Raw genomic sequence first — 17,690 nt, 5'->3', positions numbered from 1 at the left:
GCTGCCTGAGTGTCGGATTCTCCAACGGCCGACGCTGGTCCACCGGTCGAGTGACCCGGCGCGATCTGGGACCTGCTCGCTGAATCAGGTACCGTCGCCTGTCTCAAGTCTCAGCACCAACCTGGCTTCCGGTGACCGGTGAGCCGAACCGGAGGGACACAGCCGTGAGGTTCCAGAGCGCTGTTCGGCAGGCCGGACTCGTCGTGGCGATCGCCGCCCTCGCCGTGACGGCGGGATGCGCCAAGAAGGACGACGGCGAGGTCCAGGCGAGCGGGGTCAAGCTGGTCGAGGCGGGCAAGCTGACCGTCTGCACCCACCTGCCGTACCCGCCGTTCCAGTCCAAGGACGCCAGTGGCAAGGTGACCGGCTTCGACGTCGAGATCATGGACCTGGTGGCCAAGGACCTGGGCGTCCAGCAGACGATCATCGACACCCCGTTCGAGGGGATCAAGTCCGGTCAGGACCTGAACACCGGCAAGTGCGACGCGGCAGCCGCCGGCATGACGATCACCGCCGAGCGGCAGAAGGTGATGAACTTCTCCGACCCGTACTTCGACGCCACCCAGGCGATGCTGGTGAAGACCGGCAAGCCGTACAAGTCGCTCGACGACCTCAGGGGCAAGAAGCTCGGCGTCCAGGCGGCCACGACCGGCCGGGACTACGCCCGGAAGTTCGAGGCGGAGAAGGGTCTGCGACTCGTCGAGTTCGAGGACCTCGCCGCCGAACAGCAGGCCGTCGCCAACGGCCAGATCGAGGCCGCCATCAACGACCTGCCGGTCTGGAGCGAGTACCTCAAGAAGAACCCGGGTGGTTTCCAGGTGGCCGCCGAGTTCGACACCGGCGAGCAGTACGGCTTCTCGGTGAAGAAGGACGGCAACCCGGAACTGCTCAAGAGGATCAACGAGGCGCTGGCCAAGGCCAAGCAGGACGGCACCTACGACACGATCTACGAGAAGTGGATCGGCAAGCGGCCGAGCGCGTGATCGAAGCTCCCAACAGCAGGGCGCGCGTCTCGCGCGCCCTGCGCGTCGGTAACCTCCGGGAAGGCAACGAGCGAACGTGAAGCTGCGACGCCGCCAGCGGGAGCGGTTGTCCCTCGGGCTCCAGTACCTGGTCTTCATCGCCATCATCGCCGCGGTGCTCTTCGCCGCGGACTGGGACAGGTTGGCCGACGCGTTCTTCCGCGTCGACATCATCAAGTCGATGTTCCCGACGATCATCACCGTCGCGCTGCGCAACACGATTCTCTACACGCTTGGCGCGTTCGCCTTCGGTCTCGTGTTCGGCACCATCCTCGCGCTGATGCGGCTGTCCCGGGTGGCGCCGTACCGCTGGCTGGCGACGGCGTACATCGAGCTGTTCCGGGGGCTGCCCGCGCTGCTGGTGCTCTTCCTCGTCGGGTACGGAATTCCCATCGCCTTTCCGGAGCGGGAGATTCCGGGCGGGGTGTTCGGCTCGATCGCGATCGGTCTCGGCCTGACCGCCGCGGCGTACATGGCGGAGACCATCCGGGCCGGCATCCAGGCCGTGCCGAAGGGGCAGATGGAGGCGGCCCGCACCCTCGGCATGTCGCACTTCACCGCCATGCGCACGATCGTCATCCCGCAGGCGTTCCGGATCGTGATCCCGCCGCTGACGAACGAACTCATCCTCCTCACCAAGGACTCGTCGCTGGCGTACGTGCTGGGTGTGACGGCGCAGACCATCGAGGTCACCAAGTTCGGTCGGGACATGCTGAACGACCGGGTGAACGCCACCCCGCTGCTGGTGGCCGGTCTCGCCTACCTGATCATCACCCTGCCCCTGTCCCAGGTGGTACGCCGCCTCGAACTCCGCTACGCCAAGGCCCGGTGACCCGCATGACGAGCACTGCACCCCGCCCGGCCGTCGAGATTCGCGACCTGCACAAGTCCTTCGGGTCCCTTGAGGTGCTCAGGGGCATCGACTTCGAGGTCGGCCAGGGCGAGGTGGTCTGCGTGATCGGGCCGTCCGGGTCCGGTAAGTCGACGTTGCTGCGCTGCGTCGACCTGTTGGAGGAGCCGACGGCTGGCAAAATCTGGGTCAACGGGGTCGAGATGACCGACCCGGACGTCGAGATCGACGCGGTGCGCCGTGGCATCGGCATGGTCTTCCAGGCGTTCAACCTCTTCCCGCACCTGACCGTGCTGAACAACCTCACCATCGCCCAGCGCCGGGTGCTGCGGCGCGGCCGGGCCGAGGCCGAGCGCGTCGCTCGGGCCAACCTGGACCGCGTCGGGCTGTCCGACAAGGCCGACGCGTTCCCGGCGCAGCTCTCCGGTGGGCAGCAGCAGCGGGCGGCGATCGCCCGGTCACTGTCGATGGAGCCGAAGCTGATGCTCTTCGACGAGCCGACCTCCGCGCTCGACCCGGAGTTGGTCGGCGACGTGCTCACCGTCATGCGCAAGCTGGCCGAGGACGGCATGACGATGATGGTGGTGACGCACGAGATGGCGTTCGCCCGTGAGGTCGCCGACCGGGTCGTGTTCATGGACGGGGGCGTGGTGGTCGAGCAGGGGCCGCCGCGGGAGGTGCTCGGCAACCCGACGCACGAACGGACCCGCGCGTTCCTCGCCCGGGTCCTCGACCCGACCCGTGTCGCGCAGCTCGGTCAACCCGACCAGTCGCCGGTCCCGCCGCCGGCGCCGGGACTGCCGGCCGACGACCGCCACCAACTCTGACGATCCCTCCCGTACGTCTGTCCGCCGGGCTGCCTCATCGCTGAGGCAGCCCGGCGTCGTCTGTGCGCCCACCCGCCGGATGGGCGGCCTCCCCGGGCGTGAGTCGGCCCGGAAGACCTGGCCGGACCGGCCGACGGACTGTGTGTCAGGATCATGTCAATCGAAGGACGTCGTGATGTCAAGGTAATCTTTTTGCAATCAGACCTGGACTTTTGTCGATGGACTACATAAGTTGCAGACATCCACCGAAAGCTCTGAGTCTTCCGGAGCAAAGTCCGCGACGAGCCTCACCTCAGTCGTGCTGCCGCCCCGTGCTCGGCGGTCGTTGCACCCTGCCCTCGTCGCGTCTTCGCCCGGTCGGGAACGGAGACCCATGGACGATCACGCCGTTGGCTCCCATCGTCACCTGTCCCGCAGATCCCTGATCGCCACCGGGGCGCTCGCCGCCGGTGCGCTGGGCGCGGCCGCCCCCGCGATCGGCACCGCGTTCGGGGGTAGCCCCGCACAGGCCGCCGCCGGCGTCACGAAGAAGGTCACCATCTACGCCGAGCAGTTGCCCGGCGGCCTGTTCGGCTACGGCCTGGCACCCGGCCAGGCCACCGTGCCGGGTCCGCTCCTGGAGATGTACGAGGGCGACACCCTGGAGATCACCCTGGTCAACACCACGAACCAGCGGCTCTCCATCCATCCGCACGGGGTCGACTACAGCACCGACTCGGACGGCAGCCCGTTGAACGCCTCGTTCAACAATCCCGGCGAGACGCGGACGTACGTCTGGCGCTCGCGGGAGATGTTCGCGGCGGCGGGCCGGCGGTTCATGCCGGGCAGCGCCGGCTACTGGCACTACCACGACCACGCCATGGGCACCGACCACGGCACCGCCGGGGTGGCCAAGGGACTGTACGGCGCGCTGATCGTCCGCCGACGGGGCGACATCCTGCCGGAGAAGCAGTTCACCGTCGTGTTCCACGACATGATGATCAACAACCGGATGGCACCGGAGACGCCCATGTTCGAGGCGAACCTGGGCCAGCGGGTGGAGTGGATCGCCATCGGGCACGGCAACCTGTTCCACACCTTCCACCTGCATGCCCACCGCTGGGCGGACAACCGCACCGGGATGCTGGAGGGACCGAGCGACCCGAGCCTGGTCATCGACAACAAGGACCTCAATCCGGGCAGCTCGTTCGGCTTCCAGGTGCTGGCCGGGGAGGGTGTCGGACCCGGGGCGTGGATGTACCACTGCCACGTGCAGACCCACTCCGACGGCGGCATGGCCGGGATCTTCCTGGTGCGCAACGCCGACGGCAGCATGCCGCCGGGCGCCGAGGAGGCAATCCACCGGTTCCAGGGCCACATCCACACGCACGGAAGCTGACCCAACCGAAAGTGGGGACGGGGATGACCAGACAATCACGACGAGTCCTTGCCGCGATAGCGGCCTTCGCGGCACTGATCCCGGCATCGACGGCGGCAGCCGCACCGGGATCGGCCGCCGCGCCACGAACGACAGTCGCCCCGCAGGCGGCACAGCCACAGCAGACAGCGGTTCTCGTGTTCCACGGCCCGGTGGCCGAGCAGCAGGACCCGGTTTCGCGCGCGGTGGACACCATCAAGCAGCTTGGCGCCGTTCATGACATCGATGTCACGGCCACCACGGATCCGGCTGTGTTCACCACGGCCGGGCTGTCGGCGTACCGCAGCGTGGTCTTTCTCTCCGCGACGGGCGCCGCGCTCAACCGCGACCAGGAGTCGGCGCTGCAGAGCTACATGAAGGCCGGCGGCGGCTTCGTCGGCATCGCCGACGCCGCCCGCGCCCAGGTCGACTCGGCCTGGTTCACCGGCCTGATCGGCACCCGCCCGGCGGGTGCCATCCCGGTGGCAGAGCCGGTGGCCGGGGTGACCGCCAGCGGCGAGAACCCGCCGAACGAGACCAAGGAGAAGCTGACCGACGGCGACGCCAACACCAAGTGGCTGGTTCGCACCCCGACCGCGTGGGTGGCCTACCAACTGGCCGCACCCAAGCGGATCACCGGGTACGCGCTCACGTCGGCGAACGACTCCGCCGGCCGGGACCCGAAGGACTGGACCCTGCAGGGTTCCAACGACGGGCAGAACTGGTCCGATCTGGACCGGCGCACCGGCCAGAGCTTCCCGGACCGGTACCAGACCCGCCGGTTCGACATCGCCACGCCGCAGGAGTTCACCCGCTACCGGCTGAACATCACCGCGAACAGCGGCGAACCGCTGGTCCAGCTCGCCGACCTGCGCCTGTTCACCGGCAACACCACCACTCCCGAGCCGCCCGCGGTGAACCGCGCGGTGGTCGACATCCTGGACCGGAAACATCCGGCCACGGCGTCGCTGCCGCTGACCATCACCCGCTCCGACCGCTGGGAGAACTGGGATCCGAACCCGCTCGGCAGCGTGCACACGCTCGCCCAGGTCGAGGAGCGGCACTACAACCCGGGGCCGGCCGCCAACGGCGCCTTCCACCCGGTGTCCTGGTGCCGGGACTACGAGGGTGGCCGCTCGTTCTACACCGGCATGGGCCACACCGAGGGTAGCTACGGTGAGGAGGCGTTCCGCGCGCACCTCGCCGGGGCGCTCAACTGGACCACCGGTCGCGTACGCGGCGACTGCCAGGCCACGATCGCCGCGAACTACAAGGTGGAGCGGCTCACCGCGGCCAACCAGACCGGGCAGCTGGACCAGATGGGCGAGCCGCACGGGCTGACCATCGCGCCGGACGGCACTGTCTTCTACGTCGGCAAGGCGGCCTGTCCGAGTGGCCCGATCGAGGACTGGAACGACCCGAAGGTCGGCCTGGGCTGCGGCACCATCCACTCCTGGGACCCGCGGACCAAGCAGGTGAAGCTGCTCACCACCCTGGAGGTGATGGGCAACCGGGGCAGCGGCTCCGAGTTGGTGAAGAACGAGGAGGGCCTGCTCGGCATCGTGCCCGACCCCGCCTTCGCCGAGAACGGCTGGCTCTACGTCTACTGGATGCCGCACGAGTCGATCGACCGGGTGCAGCGGGTCGGGCAGCGCACCGTCTCGCGTTTCACCTACGACCGTCAGGCGCAGAGCATCGACCAGGCCACCCGCAAGGACCTGCTGAAGTTCCCGGTGCAGATCCACAGTTGCTGCCACGCCGGCGGCGGCATGGCGTTCGACGCCAAGGGCAACCTCTACGTCGGCTCGGGCGACAACAACTCCTCCGAGGGATCGCAGGGCTACTCCGGCAACAACTGGACCCAGGAGTACCAGGGCACCTCCTTCCAGGACGCCCGCCGCACCGCGGGCAACACCAACGACCTCGCCGGTAAGATCATCCGGATTCACCCGGAGTCGGACGGCACGTACACCATCCCGGAGGGCAACCTCTTCCCGCCCGGCACCGAGAAGACCCGCCCGGAGATCTACGTGATGGGCGTGCGCAACATCGCCCGCCTGCAGATCGACCCGGAGCACCAGTGGCTGACCGCCGGCTGGGTCGGTCCGGACGCCGCGTCGCCCAGCCCCACGCTCGGCCCGGCCAAGTACGAGACCGCCACCATCATCACCTCGGCCGGTAACCAGGGCTGGCCCTACTGCATGGGCAACCGGCAGCCGTACCGGGACCGCAGCAGCACCGACGCGACAGTGCTGACCGGCTGGTACGACTGCGACAACCTGAAGAACGAGTCCCCGCGCAACACCGGGCTGGCGGACATCCCGGCGGCCCGGGACAACATGATCTGGTATTCGCCGGACGGCGGCGGGCCGGTCTTCCCGAAGCGCACCGACGGCAGCGGCCTGCCAACCTACGTCGCGGCCGACGCCACCTACACGCAGCCGTACCTGCGCGGCGGCGGGCAGGCCATCATGTCCGGCCCGACCTACCACCGCGACCGGGTCGACCCGAACAGCACCGTGGCGTGGCCGGCGTACTGGGACGAGAAGTGGTTCATCGGCGACCAGTCGAACGCCGCCAACCGGGTCGCTGTCACTGTCGACCCGGCCGGTGTGCCGACGGCGACCCCGCCGGTCTACGCGGAGTCGCTGCGCGCCATCATCCCGAGCGGCAACGGCGACACCCGGCTACAGAGCTGGATGGACGCCAAGTTCGGCCCGGACGGCGCGCTCTACCTGCTGGACTACGGAGGCGGCTTCTTCAGCCTGCACCCCAACCAGAAGCTCATCCGAATCACCTACACCGGTGGCGCGCCCACCCCGGCACCGGCGGCGAACTCCGTCGCCGTACAGAACAAGCCCCTGACCATCGCCTTCGACGGCGCGCGCTCCGGCGGCGTCAGCCACCGGTGGGAGTTCGGCGACGGCGCCACGTCGACCGAGGCGAACCCCCGGCACACGTACGCCAAGGTCGGCACCTACACCGCGAAACTGACAGTCACGTACGCCGACGGTGAGACGGCGACGGTGCAGACCACCGTCACGGTGGGCTGCGCGGTGCCGGACGACCGGCAGAACGTGTGGCTCGGCGACACGGACACCGGCGTGCCCAGCCGCACTGTCGGGCAGGGCTGCACGGTCAACGACCTGATCGACGACGAGAGCACCTGGGCCGACCACAACAGTTTCGTCCGCCACGTCACCGCGGTGACCCGCGCGCTCCAGGACGACGGTCTGCTCAACGCCCGCGAGAGCGGCACCCTGACCCGGCTGGCCGCCGCGTCCGAGATCGGGCGCAACGGCCACACCGGGTACGAGCCCCTCTTCGACGGCACCGCCGAGTCACTGCTCGGCTGGCAGCAGGCCCCGGCGGGGTCGTTCAGCATCCAGCCGGACGGGGCACTGCGTTCCAGCGGCGGCCTGGGCATGCTCTGGCACACCAAGGAGCTCGCCGACTTCTCGCTGCGGCTCCAGTTCAAGGACATCGCCCCCGGCACCGGGCGGGCCAACACCGGCGTCTTCATCCGATTCCCGGACCTGCGAACCCCCCTGGAGCAGCGACCACCGGACAGCTGCGGCACCGTCGGGTCGGCCCGGACCTCGGCGGCCTGGATGGCGATCTACTGCGGACACGAGATCCAGATCTACGACGGCGAGACCGGTGAGCCGCAGAAGACCGGTTCGGTCTACAACTTCGACCCGGTGCCGCTCGCCCAGGCCGGCGTCACTCCGAAGAACGAGTGGAACGACTACGAGATCCGCGTGGTCGGCCAGCACTACACGATGATCCGCAACGGCGTGGTGATCAACGAGTTCGACAACACGCCGGGCAAACAGTCCTCCCGTGCCGGCGATCCGCCGACCGACCTGCGGCAGTTCCTCCGCGGCTTCATCGGTCTGCAGAACCACGGTGACAACGACCTGGCCGAGTTCCGCAACATCCGCGTGCGGGAACTCTAGGAGAAACGATGACCCGACGACTCACGGCCGCGCTGTCGGCGCTCCTGCTCACGGTGATCCCGTTGGCCGCGAAGCCCGCCTCCGCAGCCCCGCGCGTCGCCGCCGACCAGGTCTTGACCTGGACCGCCGACGACAACATCACCCGCTACAAGTCCGCCCCCGCCCAGGCGGTGGCCGGCGCGGCCACGATCATCTGGGAGAACAGCGCGGCCACCGGCAACACCACCGGGATGCCGCACACGCTCACCTTCGACACCAGCAGCGAGGGTTACAACCACGACGTCACGATCAACATCCTGGCCAGCCCGTTCGACGCCACCGACGGACGCCACCAGGCGACAGTGACCCTGACCCCGGGTCGGTACCGCTACTTCTGCTCGATCCCGGGCCACAGCCAGATGGTCGGCGAACTGGTGGTCACCGACGGCGGAGGTGGCGGCGACACCACGGCGCCGACCGTCGACGCCACCGTCTCGGGTGACCGCGACGGCGACGGCAACTACCTCGGCGCGGCCACTGTGACAGTGACCGCGACCGACGCCGACTCGGGCGTGCAGAGCATCGAGTACCAGGTCGACGACACCAGCTTCCAGCCGTACAGCGAACCGGTGCGGGTGACCGCGATCGGCGACCACTCGGTGCAGTTCCGCGCCACCGACCAGGCCGGCAACACCAGCGCGGTCGGCTCGGTGTCGTTCCGGATCGTCGAGCCGGGGGAGGAGGACACCACCGCGCCGGAGGTCACGGCCGCGCTGGCCGGCGACCGCGACGGCGACGGCAACTACGTCGGTACGGCCACCGCCACGCTGACCGCCACCGACACCGGGTCCGGCGTCGCCACCATCGAGTACGCGCTGGACGGGGGAGCCTTCACCGCCTACGCGAACCCGATCGTCGTGACCACTGTGGGCATGCACATGCTGCACTACCGGGCGACCGACGTCGCCGGGAACACGTCGGCCGAGCAGATGGCCCACTTCACCGTCGTGGAGCCACCGGCCGAGGACACCACCCCACCCACTGTCGCCGCCACGGTGGCGGGTGACCAGAACGACGACGGCGCGTACGTCGGCGGTGCGACCGTCACCGTCACCGCGACCGATGACGGCTCGGGTGTGGCATCGATCGAGTACGCGCTCGACACCGGCGCCTGGACCGCGTACGCCGGCCCGGTCACCGTCCGGACCGTCGGCGCGCACACCCTGCGCTACCGGGCGACCGACACCGCGGGGAACGCCGCCACCGAGCAGTCCACAACGTTCACTGTGGTGGCCGACGGCACCGACGGCTGCCCCGGATCGGACACCCGGGCCACGGTGGTCATCGACGGTGACGACACCGGAGTGGCAAACGTCGACACCGGCGACGGCTGCACCATCAACGATCTGATCGACGAACACGCCGGCTACCCCGGCCACGCCGACTTCGTCCGGCACGTCGAAGCGGTCACCGCCGCGCTCGTGACCGGCGGCACGCTCAACCGGCGGCAGCAGGGCGCCATCGTCCGGGCCGCGGCCCGATCGGACGTCGGCGCATGAGTCCTCGAACCTCATCGACAGGGAGTACAACGATGCCCGGACGTACCGTCGCCAAGCTGGCCACCGTGAGCGCCGTCGTCGCCGCCTCGGTGCTGGCGGTGGCGCCCACCGCACACGCCGACCTGGTCACCCACTGCATCGGCACCGGCGGTGCCGTGACCGTGCCCAACGATTTGCTTGTGCCGGCCGGCGAGTCCTGCGCCCTGACCGGCACCACGATCACGGGCAACGTCACAGTCGCGGCCGGCGCCAACCTGGTGGTTGCCGGTGGCCGGGTCAGCGGTGAGGTACGCGTCGCAGCGGACGGCTACCTCGACGCCACCGAGACGACCATCGACGGTCAGGTGGTGTTGGCCGCAGGCGGGTACGGCGTCTTCCTCAAGGACGCCAGCAGCGGCAACGTGACGGTGCGGCCGAAGGGCACCGCGACCATCGACAGCTTCCTGTTCGTGGAGGAGTCGACGATCGTCGGGACGGTCAACGCGGGCGCGGGTGAGGTCCGGCTCGACCGGGGCACCCAGGTGCAACGCAACCTCAGCAGCACCGGCACCTACTACACCGACGTGCACGACTCGTTCGTCGACGGCACCCTGTCGGTGCTGAACAGCGCCACCGGCAGCGTGGTGTGCGGCAGCGCGGTGCGCGGCAAGGCCACCTTCGCCGGCAACCTGGGTGGAGTGCAGCTCGGCCCGAACGGCGCCCTCGACAGCTGCGCCTCCGGCGGTTACTGGGGCACTGACGTCAGCGTCACCAACACCACCGGCGGTGTCAGCGTCGACGACAACATCATCAACGGTCAGTTGACGGTGACGGGCAACGATCCGGCCGCCCAGGTGGCCGCGAACAACCGGATCCGCGGTGGCGTGACCGGTGACCAGGCGGCGGCGACCACCAACCGGGCCGCCCGGATGGCCGCTCCGGACCGGGAGGACGCCGGCGACCAGCGGGCCGAGACCCGTCGTACCTCGGCGGTGCAGGAGGCCACCGAGGCGGGCGCGGCAAAGCTCTAGACGAGTAGGTGCTGACAGTGGCTGGGGCTGTGGACACGGCCGGTGGTGACCGTCAGTCACCTCCCTCGCGGCGGACGCGGTAGCGAGCGGTATACCTCAGAGTCATATTCATACCTCTGAGGTATACCGCTCAACAGCGATTCGACACGGCGGGCCATCGGGCAGCGGGCGCGTTTCGTCGGCGCCGCGGTCGATGTCGCCGCCGATGCCGGCCACCAGAAGTGGTCACGCGGCTTGTCCGGGCGTGTAGAAGGCGCTCGGGTCGTTGGCCAGGGACGCCTTGGCGTACGCGCTCCACTTGTCGGCGAGGACTTCGATCCGATCGGCCTCGATGCCGTCCAGGGCGGCGCGCACCACGTCGGCGGGGTCCATCTTGTCGCCGTCGTAGCCGGCCGTCATGTCGGTGTCCGCGCTGCCCAGGTGCAGGCCGGTCACGAGAGTCCCCTGGCCGGCCAGCTCCAGCCGTACCCCGTTGGTCAGGCTCCATTCGGCTGCCTTCGCCGCGGCGTAGGCGTTGGCCCCGTCGTAGGAGAACCAGGACAGCGCCGACAGGACGTTGAGGATGCCTCCGCCGCCGTTGGCGCCGAGCACCGGCGCGAACGCCCGCACCATGCCCAGGGTGCCGTAGAAGTGGGTGTCCATCTCGGACCGGATCTTGTTCAGGTCACCGGTGACCAGGTTCGTGTAGGTGGCGATGCCCGCGTTGTTGATCAATAGAGTGACATCGGAGGCGATGGTCGCCGCCTCCTCGACGGATCGCGGGTCGGTGATGTCCAACCGGAGCGTCTCGACCCCGGGGATGTCGATCCGTTCCGGGTCGCGGGCCGTGGCGTACACCTTGGCGGCCCCGCGCTCCAGCAACTGTCCGGCGAAGTGTCGGCCGATGCCACGGTTGGCGCCGGTGACCAGCGCGACGGAATCGGTGATCCGCATGATTGGTTGCCTCCTGGCAGGTCAGGGACGGGCGGTACGCGAGCTACGCTAAAACCTGACGTTGACGTGAGAGACAAGTTTGTGTGACTGGTGTCACCGACGGGGGAGCTGCCATGCGCATCGGTGAACTGGCCACGGGGGCCGGGGTGTCAGTGCGATCCCTGCGCTACTACGAGGAGCAGGGGCTCCTGAAGGCCGCCCGGAGCAGCGGCGGCCAGCGCCATTACCCGGACAGCGCGGTCGACCGGGTGCACCTGATCCAGATGCTGTACGCCGCGGGCCTGACCAGCCGGACGATCCTGGACCTGCTGCCCTGCGTCGACGCGAACGTCAACACCCCGGAGTCGCGAGCCCTGCTGAGAGCCGAACGCTCCCGCATCGATCAGCAGATCGTCCAGCTCCGGCAGGCGAGAGATCGGCTCGACGCGGTCATCGCCCACAGCGAGAGCCCGGGGAGTGGCTGTACCCGGACGGAAGCCGAAGCCCTCGCGTCCTAAGCGTTGTCTCGTGTCCCGTGTCGGTCGCTCTCCGAGAGTGGCTGCGTTCAGGCCGTGAGTGCGATGTTGTAAAGGTGTGCGATGCCAGCGGCGGTGTCGGCCACCGCCGAGAGACCAAGCCGGCCGATTCTGCCCCTTGTCCCTCCTGGGGGGCGGACCTACTGGGTGAGCTCGCCGACGCGGCGGCCACCACCGCGGGCCGCCGTGGCAGCCCGCGCCCTGCCCCGTCCGCTGCTGTTCGCCACCGTCAGCGGCGCGCATCTGTGCGGATTCGCGTCCATGCACTCTGATCTGGATGCGCGGGCGGTGTACCTGCCCGGTAGTCAGCTCGATGCTGCGGGCACGAGTCACGCTCTGACGGAACGCACATGATGCCTATGCGAGCATCCCGGACTTGCTGAGCAGAGGCGTCTGCGTAACGGTTGCTTGATCCGTTCTACGTCACGGCGGTAGTGGCGGGCCTCGAGTAGTTGTACACGATGTAGCCCCGGTAGACGGCGAGCTTGTCGTACAACGCGCGGGCGTCGGCGTCGATCTCGGTGTTCCAGTACAGGCGCGGGGCACCATGCTCATCGCCATCCTTGGCCACCCGCTCGATCATCGCCGTGGCGATACCTCGACGTCGTGCCTGCGGGTCTACGAACAACTCCGCAAGGTAGCACCTCCCGGCACCCCAGACGCTGGCGTGGAACAGGTAATGCGCGATGCCAACCATCTTGCCGTCGAGCCGTGCACAGATGCCACGGACCTGCTGTCCGTTGACCAGACGCTGCCACGTCCGTTTGTAGCCGCCGTCGTCAACGTCAGTCGCGGGCCGACCCGGCCGGCCGGCCCAGTGGGCGTGGAAGCTCCGGGTCAGCCCTTCCCACTCGTCGTGGTCGAGTTCGGTCAATGAGTCAATGGTCAGCACGGTTGCCATCCTCGCATCACCACCAGCGCCCGACGTGCCTAGACCGTTCTGCCGTCACTGCAACCGACGGTGGGTCGGGTATCGATCGAGCTGCTGTCCCGCGGCTAGACGAATATGTCCTCATCCTGGGCGGGGTTGGGGTCGCGGCGAAGGGCGCTGGCCATCTGCTGTGGCTGCCCGCCATGTCGATGTGCTGCTGAGCGGTATACCGCTCACTCCCGCATCGGTCCCCACGGAGGGGACCGACGGTCACCGCCGGCCGTCGGTGGCGCCCCCCGCCCAGCCAGGTCAGGAATTACTCGTCTAGACCGTCTCCGCAGAGGTTCGCAAGCCCACGGGCCGGCCGGGGTGAAGCAGCGGGAGCAGGCTGGGTGGCGCCGGAAGCGGGTGGGCCAGCCGGCCGATGTGCCGTCGGCGACGCGCGGTTTACGGTGTCTGGGTGATCGTGCGGACAGAATGGACAATGCCCCACTCGCCCGACGTGTTGTGGCCGGCGCTTTGTGACTCCCGCCTTGAGCTACAGCCGCGGTGCCCGGTGTTCTACCTGGGCACGCCCCGACCAACGTCGTGCCGCCTGCCCGACGGCCCCGGCGAGGTCGGCGCCACCCGGCAGTGCGTCTCGGAGCAGGGCGTGGTGCGGCAGCGGATCACGCTGTGGGAGCCGCCGACCCGACTGGCGTTCCACATGGAGTCGACGGACCTCCACTTCCACCGTTTCGTCGACCACCTCGGAGACCTGTTCGAGTTGGCGCCGGTGAGCGGCGGCACCCGGGTCATCCGGACCACGACGGTGACGGTCCGAGGGTGGGGTCGCGCCGCGCTGGAGCCGGCGCTCTGGGTCGGGCTGAAGTCGGTACACCGCTTCGTGTTCCGCAACTGGCAGAAGATGGCGTTGTCGCCACCGGCAGCCGTGTGATGCTCCGTCGCCCCGGGGGAGCGGTCGGCCCTCAGTTCGGGGCAAGCTCCGGGATGCCGTAGTGCCTGTCGAGGACCTGCATGGCGGCGCCCGCGGCGATGGCGTCCGCGCCCAGGCTGGACAGGGTCACCCGCGTGGTGAGCCAGTGCGCGCGTCGCGCGTCCGCCTGGACGGCCTCGGTGACGGCCGCGAGATAGGTCTGCGGGTGCCGCAGGAGATCCGCGCCCGCCAGCACCACGTGGGCGAGGTCGAGGGTCTGGAGCAGGTTGACGACGCCCACCGCCACGACGCGGGCGGCTCGTGCCAGGTCGCCGGCCTCGGTGGCGTGCTGGTGCACGATCTCCAGACATCCGTGCCGGCCGCAGACGCAGCGGGGGCCGTCCAGGTCGACGACCGTGTGGCCGAACTCTCCCGCGTTGGTGTGCGCGCCACGGTGGGCCGCGCCGCCCAGCCAGAAACCCCCGCCGATCCCGGACTCGATCATGATGAGCGCCGCGTCGCCGAACGTCGCGCCGTGTCGCCAGGCTTCGGCGGTGATCCCGGCGGTGACGTCCTTGTCGAGGTGGACGGGCAGCCCCAGGTGTTTCTCGGCGATCTCGCGCAGCGGTACGTCGTGCCAGTGCCGCAGGCCGTGGGCACCGCGAACCAGCCCGTGGGCGTGGTCCAGTGGGCCGATCATGCCGATGCCCAGGCCGGTGAGCCGCCCCCGTAGGTCGGTGCTGCTGGTCATCGTGTCGATGCCGGCGCGCAGCGCGTCGAGGAGTTGCTGTGGGGTGAAGTCGCTGGGCAACGGGCTGACCGCCGAGTACCGCACGGTGCCGGCGAGGTCGACAAGGACCAGGCGCAGCGTGCGCCGGGCGACGTGGGCGCCGATCGCGTACCGGCTGTCGGGGACGAGTTCGTAGACGATCGCGGGCTTGCCGACGCCGGGGCGGCGGACGCCTGTGGAACGGATCAGGCCGTCGGCGCTGAGACGGGCGATGACCTTGGAAACCGCCTGTGGGGTCAGGCCGGTGGCCCGGACCACTGTCGCCCGCTCGAACCGTCGAGCGGTACGCCCCACGGCCAGGACCAGTGCCTGGTTGTAGCCGCGGAGGAAGGTGACGTCCGCAGTGACGCGAGTCATCTCACCACCCTATTACGCAACGCTGTTGCTAAATTTTCTCGGTGATCGAGTTGAGCAGCGGACGACGGGTGGCGGCGCTGGTCGCCCTGGCACTGGGTGGCGTCGCGATCGGCCTGACCGAGTTCGTGGCGATGGGCCTGCTGCCCGACATCGCGCGCGATCTGCTCTCCCAGGAGTACGCCCGGTCGTCGTCGGGAGGGGTCGCCCGCGCGGGCTGGATGATCACCGCGTACGCGCTCGGCGTGGTCGTGGGCGCGCCCCTGATCGCCGCGCTGAGCGCGCGCCTGCCCCGCAAGAAGCTCGTCCTCGGACTGCTCGTGCTCTTCGCCGCCGGCACTGTCGCGTCCGCGCTCGCCCCCACCTTCGACCTGGTGCTGGTGGCGCGGTTCGCGGCGGCGCTGCCGCACGGCGCGTACTTCGGAGCGGCCGGCCTGCTCGCGGCGACGCTGATGGGCCCCGGTAACGAGGCACGTGGTTTCGCCATCGTGCTCAGCGGCCTGACCGTGAGCAACGTGGTCGGCGTACCCCTCATCACGCGGCTCGGGCAGACGGCCGGCTGGCGCGCCGCCTACCTGGTCATCGCCGGCGTCTTCGTGCTCACCCTGCTGGCGGTGCTGGCGGTCGTCCCGGAGGTCGCCGCGGCGGTCGACGGCTCGCCGGCCGCCGAGTTGCGGTCGCTGCGAACCTCGCAGGTCTGGCTCGTCGCCGCGACGGGTGCGGTCGGGTTCGCCGGGTTCTTCGCGGTGAACACCTACATCGCGCCGGTCACCACCGACGTGGCCGGGTTCTCCGCCGCGACGGTGCCGTGGGCACTGGTCGCGGTCGGTCTCGGCATGACCGTGGGGAATGCCCTGGGCGGCTGGTTCGCGGACCGCGACCTGCGGCGCAGCATGATCATCGGGTTCGTCGCGATGATCGTGAGCATCGGCGCGTTCAGTCTCGTCGCGTCGTCCCGGGTCGGCCTGTTCGTGGGCGCTTTCCTGGTCGGCGCGACAAGCCTCTACCTCGGCCCGGTCCTACAGGCACGTCTGATCACCGTCGCACCGGGAGCGCAGTTGATGGGGGCGGCGGTCAACCAGTCGGCCATGAACATCGCGAACAGCCTGGGTGCGGCCCTGGGCAGCGTCGCCATTGCCGCCGGGTTCGGTTACCTCGCGCCGGCCCGGGTGGGCATCGCCCTGGGTGTTCTCGGGCTGGCCCTGGGAGTGGTCAGCTTCACCGTCGGGCGACACGTGCCGGAGCGGGTTCCGGCCACCGTCGCGAGGTGAGGTGGCCGGACCGCTCTGGGCAGGCGATCAGAAGTCGTCGACGTTGACAGTCACCCGGTGGGCGCTCGACCTCCAGTTGGGCACGTTGACCACCTCGTAACCGCCGCCGCGTTGACCCACGGTGATCCCGACGAGGCCGAGGTGCGCCGGGGCGGCCGGGATGAACAGGTCCACGCCGGTGATGAAGGTCTGGCTGAAGAACTCCGGCAGCGGTGCGGTCAGTTCGGTCACGCCGTCGCTGCCGTCGTCGAAGGCGAAGATGGCGATCGTCCTCTTGACGCGTGGCGTGTTCGCCGCGTTCAGGACATCCCTGCCGTTGATCCAGAGATGGTCGCCGGCGTCGCCCTGGTCACCCCACCACTCCTTCTGGCGCTGGATCGTCAGCGCCGTGTGCCGGTCGCTGGTGTCGACCAGCCCGCTGAGGCCCTCGCCCGGCACGCTGGTCGTCAGGCGCAGGAACGAGTCCGAGCGGCGGAACGGCTGGAAGTAGAAGTGGTGCGTCGCCGCGCCCGCGCGCACGATCGCGAACTCGTAGCGGGCCGTGGCGAGAACCGGGAAGGGGCCGAACGCGCCGTCGCCGCTCAGCGGCGCCCGGTGCGCGGGCCGCTGCGACAGCCGCCCGCCGGTCAACGGGTCGACCGGGTAGACCTCCAGTGTCGCGTCGGTGACGCCCACGTTGCTCGGGAAGAGCACCGCGCGGCCGGACACCCGGGCGGTGCCGAAGAGTTGGGGCACGATCTGCGTCGTGTGGGGTGCGCGACCCCGCAAGAATCGGAAGATCTCCTCGAACGACTCCGGCGACGACACGGTCTGGGTGTGCGACTGGTCGGGGAGGTGCACGTTCGTCGCGCCGACGATGGCGCGAGCCGGGTCGCCCTCACCCCAGATCGCGAGGGTGGGCACCCCGCCCGGCGGGGTCGTCGCGGTGCGTCCGTCCAGGTTGACGTAGTGCGCCACCCGGGCCGCGCGCGCCGGTGAGCTGTTGAGATAGCCCTGCATGACGAAGGTGCCCAGGGAGTGCGCGAGCAGGTCGACCCGGTCCGCGCCGGTCGCCGCCAGCAGGCGGGAGATCCGTGCGTCGAGCCCCGCGTACACCTGGGGCAGGATCGTGGCGATGTTCGGCGAGTCGTACTCGTGGGCCTCGATGATGTCGATCGGGTAGCCGTTGCTGGTGAGACGTTTGGCCTGGGACTGGAACTGCGCGGCGGATCCCGCGCTGCCGTGCACGAAGACCACCGGACGGTACGCCGGCGAGGCCGCGGCCTCGGCGGCATGTGCACCGGGGGCGGCGGACAGGCTGGCGGCGAGCGCGACCCCGGCCACCGTGGAGAGCAATCTCCGGCGAGACGTGTGCATCGATCCTCCACCGTGCGAGACGAAGTATTTGCACTGCTAGCGCAAGTATCGTGTCACTGTGGGGTTCGGTGGTCCACACCTT

General features: G+C 69.4%; 14 protein-coding genes and 1 pseudogene. 11 read left to right on the top strand and 4 right to left on the bottom strand.

Annotation, left to right across the window (positions count from 1 at the left end; translation table 11 throughout):
- The first annotated feature begins 164 nt into the window (after positions 1 to 164).
- The 7 genes from ABZU25_RS22605 (at position 165) to ABZU25_RS22575 (ending at position 10,602) form a co-directional block, all read left to right on the top strand.
- Positions 165 to 983, top strand: a complete 819-nt coding sequence (locus ABZU25_RS22605) for a basic amino acid ABC transporter substrate-binding protein (RefSeq protein ID WP_355031343.1) — start codon at positions 165 to 167, stop codon at positions 981 to 983.
- 76 nt (positions 984 to 1,059) lie between these two features.
- Entirely contained in the window at positions 1,060 to 1,854 is a 795-nt protein-coding gene (locus ABZU25_RS22600; RefSeq protein WP_355031342.1) for an amino acid ABC transporter permease, read from the top strand.
- 5 nt (positions 1,855 to 1,859) lie between these two features.
- A complete protein-coding gene (locus ABZU25_RS22595; protein WP_355031341.1) occupies positions 1,860 to 2,699 on the top strand; it encodes an amino acid ABC transporter ATP-binding protein in 840 nt (279 codons plus the stop codon).
- 373 nt (positions 2,700 to 3,072) lie between these two features.
- A complete protein-coding gene (locus tag ABZU25_RS22590) occupies positions 3,073 to 4,077 on the top strand; it encodes a multicopper oxidase domain-containing protein (protein ID WP_355031340.1) in 1,005 nt (334 codons plus the stop codon).
- Between the two features lie 23 nt (positions 4,078 to 4,100).
- The gene (locus ABZU25_RS22585) at positions 4,101 to 8,054 is read left to right on the top strand and encodes a ThuA domain-containing protein (protein WP_355031339.1); all 3,954 of its coding nucleotides are present in this window, start codon (positions 4,101 to 4,103) and stop codon (positions 8,052 to 8,054) included.
- 8 nt (positions 8,055 to 8,062) lie between these two features.
- A complete protein-coding gene (locus tag ABZU25_RS22580; RefSeq protein ID WP_355031338.1) occupies positions 8,063 to 9,592 on the top strand; it encodes a plastocyanin/azurin family copper-binding protein in 1,530 nt (509 codons plus the stop codon).
- Positions 9,593 to 9,624: 32 nt separating this feature from the next.
- Positions 9,625 to 10,602 (top strand): hypothetical protein, encoded by a 978-nt coding sequence (locus ABZU25_RS22575; protein WP_355031337.1) that lies wholly within the window; start codon positions 9,625 to 9,627, stop codon positions 10,600 to 10,602.
- Positions 10,603 to 10,827: 225 nt separating this feature from the next.
- On the opposite strand, the gene ABZU25_RS22570 is transcribed toward ABZU25_RS22575, so the two are convergent.
- Complete coding sequence (locus tag ABZU25_RS22570; RefSeq protein ID WP_355031336.1) at positions 10,828 to 11,535, bottom strand: SDR family oxidoreductase; 708 nt, start codon at positions 11,533 to 11,535, stop codon at positions 10,828 to 10,830.
- A gap of 113 nt (positions 11,536 to 11,648) precedes the next feature.
- On the opposite strand from ABZU25_RS22570, the gene ABZU25_RS22565 reads away from it, so the two are divergent.
- Positions 11,649 to 12,032, top strand: a complete 384-nt coding sequence (locus ABZU25_RS22565; RefSeq protein WP_355031335.1) for a MerR family transcriptional regulator — start codon at positions 11,649 to 11,651, stop codon at positions 12,030 to 12,032.
- A 165-nt stretch (positions 12,033 to 12,197) separates the two neighbouring features.
- Positions 12,198 to 12,362 (top strand): annotated as a pseudogene (locus ABZU25_RS22560) (nucleotidyltransferase domain-containing protein); the annotation flags it as partial.
- 106 nt (positions 12,363 to 12,468) lie between these two features.
- Here ABZU25_RS22560 and ABZU25_RS22555 read toward each other — a convergent pair.
- Complete coding sequence (locus tag ABZU25_RS22555) at positions 12,469 to 12,951, bottom strand: GNAT family N-acetyltransferase (protein WP_355031334.1); 483 nt, start codon at positions 12,949 to 12,951, stop codon at positions 12,469 to 12,471.
- 394 nt (positions 12,952 to 13,345) lie between these two features.
- Between ABZU25_RS22555 and ABZU25_RS22550 the strand changes: the two genes are divergently transcribed.
- Positions 13,346 to 13,858: an SRPBCC family protein gene (locus ABZU25_RS22550; RefSeq protein WP_355031333.1), complete on the top strand. Its 513-nt coding sequence runs from the start codon at positions 13,346 to 13,348 to the stop codon at positions 13,856 to 13,858.
- A 31-nt stretch (positions 13,859 to 13,889) separates the two neighbouring features.
- On the opposite strand, the gene ABZU25_RS22545 is transcribed toward ABZU25_RS22550, so the two are convergent.
- Entirely contained in the window at positions 13,890 to 14,984 is a 1,095-nt protein-coding gene (locus tag ABZU25_RS22545) for an ROK family protein (protein WP_355031332.1), read from the bottom strand.
- A gap of 41 nt (positions 14,985 to 15,025) precedes the next feature.
- On the opposite strand from ABZU25_RS22545, the gene ABZU25_RS22540 reads away from it, so the two are divergent.
- Positions 15,026 to 16,252: an MFS transporter gene (locus ABZU25_RS22540; RefSeq protein WP_355031331.1), complete on the top strand. Its 1,227-nt coding sequence runs from the start codon at positions 15,026 to 15,028 to the stop codon at positions 16,250 to 16,252.
- Positions 16,253 to 16,279: 27 nt separating this feature from the next.
- On the opposite strand, the gene ABZU25_RS22535 is transcribed toward ABZU25_RS22540, so the two are convergent.
- Positions 16,280 to 17,608: an alpha/beta hydrolase gene (locus tag ABZU25_RS22535; protein ID WP_355031330.1), complete on the bottom strand. Its 1,329-nt coding sequence runs from the start codon at positions 17,606 to 17,608 to the stop codon at positions 16,280 to 16,282.
- Positions 17,609 to 17,690: the final 82 nt, after the last annotated feature.

It is taken from the genome of Micromonospora sp. NPDC005215 (assembly GCF_040607915.1).
Taxonomy (GTDB): Bacteria; Actinomycetota; Actinomycetes; order Mycobacteriales; family Micromonosporaceae; genus Micromonospora.
This window is presented reverse-complemented; position numbering and strand designations above follow the sequence as displayed.

What these genes read in the sequence shown, in the direction of transcription:
- ABZU25_RS22595 (WP_355031341.1), top strand. Translation starts at nt 1,860, where the DNA reads ATGACGAGCACTGCACCCCGCCCGGCCGTCGAGATTCGCGACCTGCAC.
- ABZU25_RS22590 (WP_355031340.1), top strand. Translation starts at nt 3,073, where the DNA reads ATGGACGATCACGCCGTTGGCTCCCATCGTCACCTGTCCCGCAGATCC.
- ABZU25_RS22585 (WP_355031339.1), top strand. Translation starts at nt 4,101, where the DNA reads ATGACCAGACAATCACGACGAGTCCTTGCCGCGATAGCGGCCTTCGCG.
- ABZU25_RS22580 (WP_355031338.1), top strand. Translation starts at nt 8,063, where the DNA reads ATGACCCGACGACTCACGGCCGCGCTGTCGGCGCTCCTGCTCACGGTG.
- ABZU25_RS22575 (WP_355031337.1), top strand. Translation starts at nt 9,625, where the DNA reads ATGCCCGGACGTACCGTCGCCAAGCTGGCCACCGTGAGCGCCGTCGTC.
- ABZU25_RS22570 (WP_355031336.1), bottom strand. Translation starts at nt 11,535, where the DNA reads ATGCGGATCACCGATTCCGTCGCGCTGGTCACCGGCGCCAACCGTGGC.
- ABZU25_RS22565 (WP_355031335.1), top strand. Translation starts at nt 11,649, where the DNA reads ATGCGCATCGGTGAACTGGCCACGGGGGCCGGGGTGTCAGTGCGATCC.
- ABZU25_RS22555 (WP_355031334.1), bottom strand. Translation starts at nt 12,951, where the DNA reads ATGGCAACCGTGCTGACCATTGACTCATTGACCGAACTCGACCACGAC.
- ABZU25_RS22550 (WP_355031333.1), top strand. Translation starts at nt 13,346, where the DNA reads ATGTGCCGTCGGCGACGCGCGGTTTACGGTGTCTGGGTGATCGTGCGG.
- ABZU25_RS22545 (WP_355031332.1), bottom strand. Translation starts at nt 14,984, where the DNA reads ATGACTCGCGTCACTGCGGACGTCACCTTCCTCCGCGGCTACAACCAG.
- ABZU25_RS22535 (WP_355031330.1), bottom strand. Translation starts at nt 17,608, where the DNA reads ATGCACACGTCTCGCCGGAGATTGCTCTCCACGGTGGCCGGGGTCGCG.